Annotated in this window: 14 protein-coding genes; 8 read left to right on the forward strand and 6 right to left on the reverse strand. The window is 43.6% G+C overall.

What is annotated here, in order from left to right:
- Window positions 1–134 precede the first annotated feature (134 nt).
- Window positions 135–1553 carry a UDP-N-acetylmuramoyl-L-alanine--D-glutamate ligase gene (gene murD / locus H9653_RS04185; RefSeq protein ID WP_191690686.1) on the forward strand — a complete coding sequence of 473 codons (1419 nt, stop codon included), beginning with the start codon at window positions 135–137 and terminating at the stop codon, window positions 1551–1553.
- Window positions 1554–1983: 430 nt separating this feature from the next.
- A complete protein-coding gene (locus H9653_RS04190; RefSeq protein WP_191690688.1) occupies window positions 1984–3108 on the forward strand; it encodes an FtsW/RodA/SpoVE family cell cycle protein in 1125 nt (374 codons plus the stop codon).
- A gap of 77 nt (window positions 3109–3185) precedes the next feature.
- On the opposite strand, the gene gluQRS is transcribed toward H9653_RS04190, so the two are convergent.
- The 6 genes from gluQRS to H9653_RS12750 all read right to left on the reverse strand — a co-directional run bounded on the left by gluQRS (window position 3186) and on the right by H9653_RS12750 (window position 8814).
- Window positions 3186–4145 carry a tRNA glutamyl-Q(34) synthetase GluQRS gene (gene gluQRS, locus H9653_RS04195; protein WP_191690762.1) on the reverse strand — a complete coding sequence of 320 codons (960 nt, stop codon included), beginning with the start codon at window positions 4143–4145 and terminating at the stop codon, window positions 3186–3188.
- Between the two features lie 227 nt (window positions 4146–4372).
- Window positions 4373–4816 carry an RNA polymerase-binding protein DksA gene (gene dksA, locus H9653_RS04200; RefSeq protein ID WP_191690690.1) on the reverse strand — a complete coding sequence of 148 codons (444 nt, stop codon included), beginning with the start codon at window positions 4814–4816 and terminating at the stop codon, window positions 4373–4375.
- 512 nt (window positions 4817–5328) lie between these two features.
- Complete coding sequence (locus H9653_RS04205; RefSeq protein ID WP_191690692.1) at window positions 5329–6168, reverse strand: metallophosphoesterase; 840 nt, start codon at window positions 6166–6168, stop codon at window positions 5329–5331.
- Between the two features lie 284 nt (window positions 6169–6452).
- Complete coding sequence (locus H9653_RS04210; protein WP_191690695.1) at window positions 6453–7298, reverse strand: metal ABC transporter permease; 846 nt, start codon at window positions 7296–7298, stop codon at window positions 6453–6455.
- A gap of 66 nt (window positions 7299–7364) precedes the next feature.
- Window positions 7365–8102 (reverse strand): metal ABC transporter ATP-binding protein, encoded by a 738-nt coding sequence (locus tag H9653_RS04215; protein ID WP_191690763.1) that lies wholly within the window; start codon window positions 8100–8102, stop codon window positions 7365–7367.
- A gap of 163 nt (window positions 8103–8265) precedes the next feature.
- Window positions 8266–8814, reverse strand: coding sequence for a transcriptional repressor (locus tag H9653_RS12750; RefSeq protein ID WP_191690697.1), 549 nt, complete (start codon window positions 8812–8814; stop codon window positions 8266–8268).
- A gap of 224 nt (window positions 8815–9038) precedes the next feature.
- On the opposite strand from H9653_RS12750, the gene H9653_RS04225 reads away from it, so the two are divergent.
- The 6 genes from H9653_RS04225 (at window position 9039) to H9653_RS04250 (ending at window position 13743) form a co-directional block, all read left to right on the forward strand.
- A complete protein-coding gene (locus H9653_RS04225) occupies window positions 9039–9923 on the forward strand; it encodes a metal ABC transporter substrate-binding protein (protein WP_191690699.1) in 885 nt (294 codons plus the stop codon).
- Between the two features lie 310 nt (window positions 9924–10233).
- Window positions 10234–10641 carry an ATP synthase subunit I gene (locus tag H9653_RS04230; RefSeq protein WP_191690701.1) on the forward strand — a complete coding sequence of 136 codons (408 nt, stop codon included), beginning with the start codon at window positions 10234–10236 and terminating at the stop codon, window positions 10639–10641.
- A gap of 726 nt (window positions 10642–11367) precedes the next feature.
- The gene (gene atpB, locus H9653_RS04235; protein WP_191690703.1) at window positions 11368–12234 is read left to right on the forward strand and encodes a F0F1 ATP synthase subunit A; all 867 of its coding nucleotides are present in this window, start codon (window positions 11368–11370) and stop codon (window positions 12232–12234) included.
- 35 nt (window positions 12235–12269) lie between these two features.
- Window positions 12270–12518: a F0F1 ATP synthase subunit C gene (gene atpE, locus H9653_RS04240; RefSeq protein ID WP_025651437.1), complete on the forward strand. Its 249-nt coding sequence runs from the start codon at window positions 12270–12272 to the stop codon at window positions 12516–12518.
- A 117-nt stretch (window positions 12519–12635) separates the two neighbouring features.
- A complete protein-coding gene (locus H9653_RS04245) occupies window positions 12636–13106 on the forward strand; it encodes a F0F1 ATP synthase subunit B (protein ID WP_025651436.1) in 471 nt (156 codons plus the stop codon).
- Between the two features lie 13 nt (window positions 13107–13119).
- Complete coding sequence (locus tag H9653_RS04250) at window positions 13120–13743, forward strand: F0F1 ATP synthase subunit delta (protein WP_191690705.1); 624 nt, start codon at window positions 13120–13122, stop codon at window positions 13741–13743.
- The last annotated feature ends 7 nt before the right edge of the window (window positions 13744–13750 follow it).

Genomic DNA, 13750 nt, shown 5'->3' on the forward strand with positions numbered 1-13750 from the left:
TGGTTCAGACTTGCTAAAACTGGCTGAGATTAGTTGTAGCCCTGACGTTTAGCGTAAAGCCCAATATCAATACTATTGATAAAGCCAAGATGCTTGATACAATTTTGTTCGTCCAATAGATAAAAGGAATAGATATGACCACTAACACCGCAACAGAAGCCTTACTCCATAAGGGCAGTGGTTTACAAGTCGTGGTCGGTTTGGGGCAGTCGGGGCTGTCGGTTACGCAGTATTTGACCAAGCAAGGTTACCAAGTCGCTGTCACCGACAATCAAGTCAGTCCCACTTTAGCAGACCAATTGCCTGCTGCTGTTGAGATTCGCCAGTTTGGCGCGATAGACGCCGATTTATTGCAGCGAGCGGCTCGTATTATCATCAGTCCAGGTATCTCTTTAAAAACCCCAGCGGTTGCTGCGGCGCGAGAGGCGAATATTGCCGTTGTCAGTGACATTCAGCTATTTTGTGAAGCGTGCCGCGTACCGATTGTTGCGATTACAGGCTCTAACGCTAAAAGTACCGTCACCACCTTGGTTGGACAAATGGCCGCCGATGCTGGGGTCAATGTTGGCGTAGGCGGCAATATTGGCGTGCCAGCACTGACGTTACTGTCCAATACCGAGATGGAATTGGCAGTTCTCGAGCTATCAAGTTTCCAGTTAGAAACGGTGACCAATTTAGGCGCACAAGTGGCAACGGTACTGAACATGTCGCCTGACCACCTAGACCGCCATGGCGATATGCTCGGCTACCATCAAGCCAAGCATCGTATTTTTCAAGGCGCCAAGTCTGTAGTGATAAATCGCGAAGATGCCTTGACGCGGCCGCTAGTGGCGGATAATTTGCCACGCTTAAGCACGGGCATTCACGCCCCTGACAAAGGTCAATATGGACTGATTACCGACTCAGAAGGGCAGACGTATTTGGCCCGCGGGACAGAGCGTTTGCTGTCGGCAGACAAACTGCGTATCAAAGGTCGGCATAATTTACTCAATGCGCAAGCAGCTTTAGCACTTGGCGAGCTTGCAGGCTTACCGCTTGATAGTATGCTCGCCACCTTGCAGAATTTTACAGGACTTGAGCATCGCTGCGAATATGTGGCTACGGTCGATGGCATTGATTATTTTAATGATTCTAAGGGTACTAATATTGGCTCAACCATGGCGGCAGTCGAGGGCTTAGGAGCGGTATATGCGCCTAAAGATGGTAAGCTACTATTAATTTTAGGTGGGCAGGGTAAAGGTCAGCAATTTGGCGAATTAACGCCATTTATCAATCAATACGTCAGCCAAGTGTTGTTTATTGGCGAAGATAGCCAGCAGATTGAGCAACATTTACGCGCCGCTGGTATCAACGACGATGATGTCTATATGCATCAATGTCAAACGCTAGAAGGCGCTTTTGCGACGATACAGCAAGTCACAAAAAGCAGTTTATCGCAGGTACAAGCGGTGCTCTTATCACCAGCTTGTGCCAGTTTCGATCAGTTTAGTGGTTTTGCCGAACGCGGCAAGTACTTTAGTCAGCTGGTCAACCAGTTAGACAAGGCTTCATAAAGCATCTTGACGCTTTATCATACGTTTTGACTTAAAGTAGTATCAGCGTTAGGTTTTAAGTAGTTTTACTGATGTTATAAAAATGGAAAGCGTTTTTTGATAAATGATTGTTTTGCTTATAAATTGCTGCTACTGTCAACTAGGTAATAAAGCGGACGACAAACGATTTGCAAACCATCGTTGCTATTCATGTTGCTAACCACTGTACCATTAATACTGACAAGCTAAACGATTAACAATCGGGGTTTGTCGCCGCTTTGCTGTCTGCTATTATCTATTGGATAAAATCAACTTCATTTTTTTAAACGGTGGCGTTTTATAACGCCGTGTTTTCTCGTTTGCTAGTGTATACAAAATTATGGCGCTCTCTTCTTTTTTTCGATCAAACTCTCAATCGCCGCGAGCTACTGGCTCAGATGGCGTTCTCTCCATGCCCTCAGCGCGCGCCATTTTATTAGCAAGCGTTGGCTGTATGTTGGTGCTCAGCTTATTGATGGTAGCTTCTGCTTCTATCCCGTTTGCCCTTAGTCGCGGCATGAGCGAGCTGCATTTCTTTTATAATCAGCTTTTATACATGGCGATTGGGCTGGTTATCGCTGGTATTTCTTATAAAGCAGTAACGCTAAAAAGGCTTTATAAAACCGAAACCCAGTTTATGCTCTTGGCCATCACAGGGTTATTGTTATTTGCCACTTTATTTAGTACGCCTATTAATGGCTCGAAGCGTTGGCTCACGCTCGGCGGTTTTAATTTTCAGGTCGCAGAGCTTGCCAAATTGGTGATGATTATCTTTGTTTCAGACTTCGTTGTACGGCGCTCATTTGAGGTACGTAACGGCTGGGATGGGTTTTTACGCATAGCCATCGTGGTTGGATTAATCACCGTTCTGTTGCTCGCGCAGCCAGATTTTGGCTCGTTTGTGGTTATTATTGGGACGGTCTTTGCCATCTTTTATATTGCTGGTGCGCCTTATAAACAATTTATCGCGCTCGGCGCTGTGGCCGTTGGCGGTGCTGTATTAATGGTGGCGACCGTACAATACCGACTGGTACGGGTAATGTCGTTTTTGGACCCTTTTGATGATGTACAAGATACCGATTATCAGCTAGCCCGTAGCTTAATTGCCTTTGGTCGCGGTCAGTTTACTGGCGTCGGCTATGGCGAAAGCGTGCAAAAACTGTCGCATTTACCAGAGGCGCATACCGATTTTCTACTAGCCATTACTGGTGAGGAGTTGGGCTTCGTTGGGGTGACCATGATTCTCATCTTTGAGGCGCTGATTATCGGAAGTGCGATGCGCATCAGTTATAATGCCCTAAAACGCCGGCAAATGCGTATGAGCTATACCGCCTTTGGTATCGCGGTGGTGTTTATTGCGCAGACAATTATTAATGCGGCGATGAATATGGGCGCGATTCCCACCAAAGGGTTGACCATGCCGTTTTTCAGTTATGGCGGCTCATCGATGCTGATTAGCTTAGTAATGGTCGCAGTATTGCTAAGGATTTATAAAGAAAGCCCTGAGATTGAAAAGAGCCAGTGCCGTTATTACTAAGTCGTGTAATGATTAGAGTGTTTACGGCAATCCAGTTATTGATGATAAAGAAGCGTCGCTTATAGCGGCGTTTTTTGTTAAATGTCGCTTGTATTAAAAGTCTGCATATTTTGTAATGGCGAGTTGTCCCATTGCGCAATTGCTTGGGTAAGCATGTTTGTCGGCGTGTCTCTATCAACGGCAGGTTGCTGTAATAGCTGCAAAGCATGGGCAATTAGATGACTTGGGTCACGGGTATCAATTGGCTGGGCAAGGTTTTGTTTAGAGAGCTTTTGACCATCAGGACTGCATATCAATGGTAAATGGTACCAATGATCGATAGCTGGCAAATGCGCTGCATGCATAATGCTAATTTGCGCGGTGGTCATCGGTAAAATGTCCAAGCCACGCATAATATGCGTCACACCTTGCAAGCCATCATCGAGGCTGGCAGCCAAAATATAGTTGATCATGCCGTCTTGGCGACGCACCACCATATCTCCCAAGCTTTGCTGCGGATTGCTCCATTGCACACCTTGAATACCATCTTTAAAGCCAATACGGTAATCTGGTAGCTGTATACGCAGTTTGTTTTTTTCTTTATCAAGATTGGCATTTAGACAACAGCGCGGATAGCGTTGTCTGTTCAGCAGTTTTTCCTGTGCCTGCTCTGCGTCCATGCTTTCTCCCATCGCTTTTTGCTGCCAATAACGCTCAAGGCTTTTACGCGAGCATTGACAGCCGTAAGTCAGCGGATATAGGCTTGAAGATAAATAATCATTATAAATATCAAGGCGCTCAGATTGGTAGATGACATCGCCATCCCAGTGCAGCCCAAGCACTTCTAAATCAATCAAAATCTGCTCAGTAAACTGTCGATCACAGCGCTCGGTATCGGTGTCTTCGATACGCAGTAGCCATTTGCCACCAAGAGATTTGATCTGACAAAAGCTGGCAAGCGCGGTGGTTAAGGAACCAAGATGCAGCTCACCGGTTGGTGACGGCGCAAAACGGCCAATAGGTTGGGGCAGAGTAGGAGTAATAGGCGTGTTTGCCATAGAGGTAGCAGATGTTTTCAAAATAGACACTTAGCGAAAGTGGAAATAGATAGAATAAATAAATCGATGCCAAAAAGATATTTGCTAAATATGCGTATTTTGTTGGTGCCGTGTCAACCACTAAAAGCTATTTAATAAAAAATAACGCCGTAAAACGCAACGAGCGACCAATGAATGGTCGCTCGTATTTGTATTTAAATGATTAATGACTATTAAAATAACTGGATTTAAGCGCCTTGGTTTTGACGCTCTTTAATCTCAGATAGAGTTTTACAGTCAATGCACTGGGTCGCAGTTGGACGGGCTTCAAGACGACGCAGGCCAATCTCGACGCCACAAGTTTCACAAAATCCATAATCCTCGTTTTCAATTTCAGCGATAGATTTATCAATTTTGCGAATCAGCTTACGTTCACGATCACGCGTTCGCAAGGTTAGGGCAAACTCTTCTTCTTGAGTGGCGCGGTCATTGATATCAGGCATGGCACTGGACTCATCTTGGATATAAGTCTTGGTACGATCTGCTTCGCCAATCAATTGATGCTTCCAATCTAATAAAATGGCTTTAAAGTGCGCCAATTGTTCATCCGACATGTATTCTTCGTTTTCGGCAGGCGCATAAGGGGTGAACTTTACATCACTTGGATTTGGGTTTGGGGCCAGGGTGCTCATATGGGTATCCTACTTTTTCAAATTAATTCAATAAAACGACCTATCGACAGACAAGGCGTTATCAATTTACCAAACGCTATAAATGGTTTCTTTTATAAGCGTTTTACCACTTAGTGACACAAGTAACACAGCTGATCTAAACATACGGTTATTTCGATATGCTGCTAGCGATCTATCGATTATCAATGGTCAGGTATATTGTTATGAATCTTTTTATTTAAATGCTAGCCATTAAATAAAGATACAAATCACTGACTGTGGAAACTTAGCTTGTGGTCAATTTAGCCGTCCTAGCTATTATAATTTTGTCTAAATGTAGACCGTTCTCATTTTTTACATTATTTATGATATAACTTATTTATCATTTTTAGCTTTACGGTTAGGTTACTAGTATTAGCAATCACGCTGTGGCTGTCTATAACCAGTAATTTTAGCTAGCCCTATAACATACACACTCTGGCGGTATTATACTAGCTAAATACTAGCCAAATTTCTGCCAATAAAACTGGTTGTCAAGTATCTAGTCTTTCGACCCAGCTTGCAACCTCTCCATTGTTGGCTAATTGCAACCAGCGATAGCCGGGCAGGGCGCTTTTATCATAAGCGAAATCATCTTCAAAAGGCTTAAACTGATAGCAAGTGGATGGCGTGCTATAAACCGTTACCCCATGCCGATGGCGGACTTGCTCTTGGTGGGTATGGCCGCTGATAATGACTTTGAGATGCTCAAATGTTGCCAGCCGTTGCCAAAAAATATCGGCGTTTTCCACCATATGCTGATCAATCCAGTCTGAATCGACCGCTATCACATGATGGTGCAGCGCAATAAGCGCAGGCTTCGCGCATGTCTCTAACTGCTCACAGAGCCAATCAATGTCGCTTAGCGTCACTTCACCTTCTACCTTGCCTGTCATCGAAGAATCTATTAACAACAACTGCCAATGGTCGGTTTCGATAACATGACGGTTCAATAAGCGTCTGTCCGCGGGTCTGGCAATCAGTTCACGCTGAAAAAATGGCAGCTCGCTGTTGTTTTCATCGGTAACGTCATGGTTACCGGCGATACAAGCAAAAGGAATGCCCGTTGCTTGTAGTACGTCAAAAATATGATCGTAAATCTCTGCTTGTACTTTATCGACCAAATCGCCTGTCACGAGAATCAAATCGCAGCGCCGCTCTGCGCTCAACGCTTGCTTAATAATCGCCTCAAAATTGTATTGGCAAACCGCTACTTCACTACTGGTTTCGTCAGCCGCCGCAGGCACGTGGGAGGATAAGTGCAAATCGGTAATTTGCAAAACATTGACTTGTCCGTCGGGCGTGCTGACTGCGCTGGCGGGGTAGCTAAGCATGGGGGTTAGTCCCTTATCAAGCAAAACGATAATAAATTAAAATATGATGAAACGAAAACGTTCGTTAAAAAAACATCTTAAATTGGTGTACCGAGTATTTATTAACTCAAAAATTCGCCAACTATCGCATTGATAGTATTCAGGAAAGTTTATAACATAATGGGCATTAAAGCTCTAGCAATATTGATGAAATAAAGTTCGACAAAGGCCAAGTAAATATCAAAATCACGACCTAAATGTCATGGCTGAGGTACGTGGTAATTTGGTGCTACATGTAAATAACGCTAACGGCGTGGGGACCAGAATTTTGCTAATATGGATTCCGACCCTGATTTTTTGCTTATTAGCTTTGAGATAATGAGCGCCACAAAAAATAAAATAGCCAGTACCAAAACGATAGCAAGCCCCGTTTGGATATCTAGCCAAATACTGCCCCAAACGCCAAGCGTAACGCCGAGCTGGGCAATGATTAAAGAGATAACAACCATTTGTTTTGGTGAGGCCGACCATAAACGTGCTGTTAATGCTGGCAACACCAATAGGCCGCTGATTAATAAACTCCCAACCGCTTGCAAGGCAATAGCACAAAACCCAGCTAATACGCCCATAAAAAACAAGCGCTGGCGCATCGGATTAATTCCTTGAGTGCGTGCCAAAGCTTCGTGGGTGGCAAGCTTGATTTGTGCTGGCCATATATAAATCAGTAATCCTAAGCCCACCAAAACACTTACTGCAATCAACGGCAAATCTGCCCAGTCAAGCTCGAGCAAATTGCCAAATAAAAAACCTAAAACATTGGCTTGCTGATCGGTAAGCTGCGTCAAGGTTAATAAACCTAAACACAGCAGCGATACTGCAACCACGGCCAGCACTGCATCGACCGGCAGACGCTCATCATCGATGAATACTAAGCCCAGTACGACCAAAATACTGACGATGCCAATGCCAATGCCCATTGGTAATTGCCACAAAACTGCCAATGCCACACCAAGTAACGTGCCATGTGCCAAGGCATCGGCAAAAAATGCCATGCGCCGCCATAAGACTAGGCAGCCTAAAGGCGCAGAAAGTAGCGCTAAAATGCTACCAGCAATCCAAGCAGGAGCTATGATGGCTAACCAAGCGGTCATAATAGATATCCGTAACGTTTTTATAAAAGGAACAAGGCAATTTGCCTAAAAAGCTTGGTTTTTTAATTATATCTCACTCGGGGCGTGATGCTCGCAAGCGTGCGGTTGATGCACATATGGCTGCTCATAATGATGGCCAAAAAGCTTCTGAAACTCCGAACTAATCGCAAGCTCGCTTGGTTGCCCTTCGCAGCAAATGTGCTTATTTAAACAAATGACACGCCTGCTACCTTTCATGACCCAATGCAAATCATGCGACACCACCAGCATGGCACAGCGCAAAAACTCCGGCAGCTCATCGATAAACTGATACAGCCAAACCTCGGTATCAGGGTCTAGTCCTTGCATCGGCTCATCTAAAATTAATAAATTGGGCTTGTCTAATAAGGCACGCGCCAATAATACTCGCTGGGTTTCACCGCCTGATAAATGCAGCATTTGCCGCGACAATAAATGCGTCAACGACAAATTATCAAAGATAAATTGCCGCTGCTCAGCCGTTAAGCGTTTTTTATCGGCTTGCGCCAATAAATCGCAAACGCGTAACGGTAAAATAGGCGGCACGGCAAAGCGCTGCGGCACATAGCCAAGTTGCAAGTTTTGGTGCGACGTTATCTGGCCACTGGTCGGTTCGATTAAACCTAAAATTAGTTTAACTAAGGTGGATTTACCCGCGCCATTGGGTCCGATCAGACTAACCGTTTCATTAACAGCGATATCAATATCGATATGCGAGAGGATACGTTGCTGCCCGATATGGTAACTGATATTACTTAAGCTCAGCAGTTTAGCCGCGTTAGGCATGGTTTTATCGCTTATATTCATAGCAGAGGGCTTGGTTGGTAAAATTGCTAGGCTCATAGGATAGTACTGATGTATTAATGACAATTAAGAAATGGCAGAATAATGATTCAGCATGAAAGCGTAAACCTAAAATTCAGGTTAAAAATATAAGCAAACCGTTATTTTACTGACACGCTTGGCAACGACCGCTCAATTCAATGACGCTACGCTCGACCGTAAAGCCAACGTCTTGCTCTGCAAAGCTCATCATTTCTTGTACTGGCAAACTGCTGCATTCTTGTACCCGCTGACACTGGGCACAGATTAAAAACGCCGCTGTATGTTGGGCGCGTGGGTGACAACAAGGCACATAAGCATTAATCGAGGTTAGCTGGTGAATCAAGCCCTCGCTCAATAAAAACTCCAAGCTGCGATAAACCGTCGGCGGCGCGACATTTTTTGGCGTTTGAGTATTTGCTTGATTGTTCGAGCTGTCGCTTTCTGCTTCAGGCTCGGCAAGGCGCATCTGCTGCAATTGAGTGATTAGATCATAAGCGCCCACTGGTTTATTGGCTTCTAGCACCAACTGGTAGATTTGCTGACGCAGCGGCGTAAAGCGCGCGCCGCTTGAGCGACATTGCTCTTTGGCTGCTAGTAAACGCTCATTGACATCGGACGCTGTAAAATCTTGCACATCATGGACATGAGCGCAAACAGATGAATGAGTAGACATGCAGCAAGCTCCTAAAGACGGTTTAGCGGTGTGATGAACAGTATTTTTAGTTAATGGATATTTTATAATGGTTTTTTATATTGTTATAGTATAACATACTAAAACGTAAAACAGAGAGGTCCTTTGCATTTATTCACAGGTCTGCTGTTTTATAACTAGAATAACGTTGCAAAATATTTATAACTATCTTTGTCATTTATCCTTGAACCTTAAAAGCCGCCATTATGATTCCATTATTTAAAAACTTTATGCATTTACCTCTGCGCTTACCGCGATTGCTCATAACTGGTGTGCTTATATTTGCCTCGTTCATGATGAGCGCGCAAGCAGCAACAGTGAGCGTCAGTAACTATCCGCTGTTTTTATTAAGCCAAGCGGTGACGGAAGGCGCGCCATCAGCCAAGCAATTATTGCAAGCAGGGGAGGTCGGACATCACGGCAGTATCAGTCCCGGCGATATCAAGGCCATTCAAAATAGTAAGTTTGTGGTTTGGTTTGGCGAGCCGCTAGAAAACAACCTAGCCACCACGCTCAATAGCGCGCCCAATGCGATTGCGTTATTTAAGTTCGATGCCTTTAATCGTCATCCGCTGCGCGATGTTAAAGGCAAAGCCATTGCTGGTACGCTCGATCCGCATATTTGGCTCGATCCTGAAAACGCTAAAGCCATTACGCGAGCGCTTGCTGTCATTCACAGTCATGCCAATCCGCAATATAAAAAGCTCTATCATGCCAATGCGCAAAAATTTGCCCAGCGCATGAATAAAGCCGTGGCGTCAGCTCATGCAAACCACGCGCAAAAACCTTTGCCGTATTGGGCCTATCATGATGCTTATCAATATATGGAAGACAGCGCCAAGTTCCAATTAATTGGCAGCTTAAGTACTGACCATCATTTAGCGCCAAAAGCCAGTCAGTTGCGCTGGTTAAATGAGCAGCGCCCAGCAAAACAAATGTGCTTGGTTAGTCCAAGTCAGCCTGCTAAAGGTTTGCTTACAAAGTTACAGCCAGTTAAGAGTACCGTGCAAGCGGAAGACATGAGCAACAGTAAAGATTTTGTTAGCGGCTGGCAGACAATGGCACAGCAAATCCGTCAGTGTATTTCCTAAATATCGGTAACCCTAATAGCAAGCTGAGCTTTTAGGCTATTTGAAATGATGCAAGTTAAATTAACGGTAGAATAGATGGATTTAGAGGTTATTAGTGCTACTTTATTGACTCTGTAGAGAGATTTTCAGCGCTAAATAACTAAATGCTTGATAAAAGTCATATTTCACTTGCTTAAAATCTGCTTGCTCCCTATAATAAGTGGCGTTTTATTTTGGTTAAAAGATAACGTCTGTAGAGTGAGCCATTCACGGATAATATTGTCGCAACGGTGCGGCATTGTCCCCACGTTATAGAGCTATAGAAATATCAATGACCAAACCTGCCAAACGCACCCAAAGAGATAAGATTGCTATTTATCTAAAACGCCAAGCATGGATTTTATTTATCCTGATTGTGCTCGGTTGGATAGTAGATGTTACTTGGTTGGGTAATAACGGCAATACGCTTGTTATTGCAAAGAGCAACGCTATTGGGGCGCTACTCAGTTTTGCCATCCAAGCGGTCTTTGCTGGATTTATCTTTTGGTATACCGGATATCGCGCGCGCAGACACATTGTCAGCCAGCTATATCGTGGTCAAATGGTCAAATGGCTACTGACCGTATGTGGTTTTGCACTAATTTTTATTACCATACAACCTCTATCAGCGCCTGCGCTATTCGTCGGTTTTATGGTAATGCAGATTAGTCACAGTTGGATGTTGTGGCAGATACGCTAACTTTATAAGCTATTATAATTTTAATAGCTCAATAATACAGCACATACATTTGTCATCCTGCGGTCCAGCTTCTCTAAGATTACTGTTAAAAAGTCATCAATCAATGATTAAGTGACTGAAAACTGTTTTTACAATAAAAGTATGAATAAAGACGCTTAATTAGAGCTAAGCGTAAAAATCGCGATAAGGAACCCTCTTTTTAAATAGGGTGTTCAAATACAATTGAATTATCGGCTTTGATGGATAGACGCAAAGCCATAGTAGCGAACGTTAACAGCGCTTAACGTATTCATACCGTAAATAAAAAAGTCATAATTGACTTTACACGATTACAACGCTGCATTAATATAGACAGCTAACTGTCTTGCTGCTGAGCACCGTATTGGGTGTGATGAAAATAAGATAAGTAAACACATACTTAAAAATTTGCGTAGATATGCAAGGGCCATTAATGAATAATCGTGCGCCCTTTTTTGATAGCTAAAATTTATCCATGACTATCAAATTGAGCCGCCGCAATAAAAAAATTGGTTATTCCGCTTAATTATTTAAGAATAACAGAGTAGTTATAGAGCTATGGGTTGGATGTTATTGGTTACATGAGGGCTGTAAGTGTTTTTCTGGATTTGCTTAATCGCAGATTGGTGACAACGCAAACGCCTCATCAGATGACAACCATATTTTTTGGTAGTTGATTAAATCGTTGATTAATAAGAAGCTTACATTATGGCATCCGAGCAAACATCATCAGAATATATCTCTCACCACTTAACGAATTGGACGTACGGCTATCTGCCGGGCGAAGGTTGGAAAGTTGCCTATACTGCTGAAGAAGCAGGGTTAATGGGTTTTAAAGCTATCCATCTTGATTCCATGTTATGGTCAATCGGTCTGGGTATTTTATTTTGTGCCATCTTTTGGATGGTTGCCAAAAAAGTTACTTCAGGCATTCCCGGCAAAACTCAAGCAGCGGTTGAGATGATCGTTGAGTTTGTTGATAACAACGTTCGCGATTCTTATAGTGGTACGTCAAAATTGATTGCGCCGCTAGCGTTGACCATTTTTGTATGGATTTTCTTAATGAACTTGATGGATTTATTGCCTATCGACTTCATTCCAAGTCTAGCAGGTCAAGTTGGCGCTGCGATGGGTCATGATCCACATCACGTGTTCTTCAAGATTGTACCAACGACTGACCCTAATATCACCCTAGGCATGTCATTTTCTGTCTTTGCGTTGATTATTTACTACAGTATTAAAGAAAAAGGGTTGGGTGGTTTTATCGGTGAGTTAACATTGCATCCGTTTAGCGCCAAAAACCCAATCATGCAAATCATTTTAATCCCCATCAACTTTATCTTAGAGTTTGTTACTTTGATTGCCAAACCCATTTCACTAGGTTTGCGTCTGTTCGGTAACATGTATGCTGGGGAGCTAATCTTCGTATTGATTGCCCTGATGCCGTTTTGGATTCAATGGGCGTTATCGGTGCCGTGGGCGATTTTCCACATCTTAATTATTACCCTTCAAGCGTTCGTATTTATGATGTTGACGATAGTTTATATGTCGCTTGCATCATCAACTGAACATTAATTATATACATTCAATAGGTAAATGAGGATACATCAATGGATCCAGTATTAGGTGGTTACACAGTTATCGCAGTAGCACTGCTTATCGGTCTTGGCGCACTTGGCACAGGCATTGGTTTTGCTATTCTAGGCGGCAAGTTCTTAGAAGGTGTTGCACGTCAACCAGAACTTGGTTCACAACTGCAAACTCGTATGTTCATCGTGGCAGGTCTACTTGATGCCGTACCGATGATTGGTGTTGGTATTGCTATGCTATTGTTGTTCGCTAACCCTCTAGCAGGTTAATCAGAAAGCTCAGTTGTAAATGTTTGGTGGTCAAAGTTTGTATATTAAACATAGCCAAAGTTTGGCTATCAAATATGATCAATGAAACTGATTTTTCATTAACAAAGAGGTGATCACGTGAATATCAATTCTACCCTCATCGGTCAAGCCATTGCTTTTGCAATATTTGTTATTTTTTGCATGAAATTCGTGTGGCCACCACTTATCGGTGCCATTAATGAGCGTCAGCGTAAAATCGCTGAAGGCTTAAACGCCGCAGAAAAAGCAAAAGCAGATTTAGCGACCGCGGAGCAAAATGTACAGCAGGAGCTTGATGTTGCAAAAACTAAAGCTGCTGCGCTAATTGAGCAAGCGAACAAGAGCGCCAATCAGCTTGTTGAAGATGCAAAATTGCAAGCCCAAGCAGAAGGCGAACGCATTCGTCAACAAGCGCAAGCCTCTATCGACCAAGAAATCAATCAAGCGCGTGAATCATTGCGTGCCCAAGTTGCTGAACTGGCTGTACTTGGTGCTGAAAAGATTTTGCAAGACAAAGTCGATGTGCAAAAACATGCCAGTATGTTAGACCAACTGGCGGCGAAGCTGTAATTGTGAGGATATCATGGCTGACTTATCAACCTTAGCACGACCGTACGCTAAAGCCGCGTTTGACTATGCCAATGAAAACGGGGTAGTAAATGAGTGGGAAAACTTCTTATTTATTGCCGCTACCGTTGTCAATGACAAGTCGTTCAGTACTTGGCTAGACAATCCAGCTGTTTCTGCTGAGCATAAGTCAGCTGCTTTGGTCGATCTTTATGATACGCAAGTAGCTAGCGTGAATGATTCTGCTTTTAAGCAGTTATTAGGTGAGACCCAAGGGGCTCGTCATGACCAAAACGCCAGCTATCCTAAAGTATCAGTAGCACTTAGTAACTTCGTTAAACAGTTATCAGAACAAGAGCGTCTGGCGCTGCTTCCTGAAGTTTATGAGCATTATCGCCGTCACAAGGCAATAAGCTTAAAGCAGCTTGACGCTTATGTGACCTCTGCTTATCCATTAACTGATGCTCAGCGTCAGACGCTGCAAACGCGTCTTGCTGACTCGCTCAATGCGAGCGTGGTGATTCATGAGTCGGTTGATCCTAGTCTTTTGGCGGGCGCTACGATTAAAGTCGGTGACAAAGTCATTGATGATTCGATGCGTGGCAAGTTACAACAGTTAAAAACACAGCTAACGGCCTAATGCCAAT

Origin of the sequence: Psychrobacter communis, from assembly GCF_014836505.1 — a bacterium.
Taxonomy (GTDB): Bacteria; Pseudomonadota; Gammaproteobacteria; order Pseudomonadales; family Moraxellaceae; genus Psychrobacter; species Psychrobacter faecalis.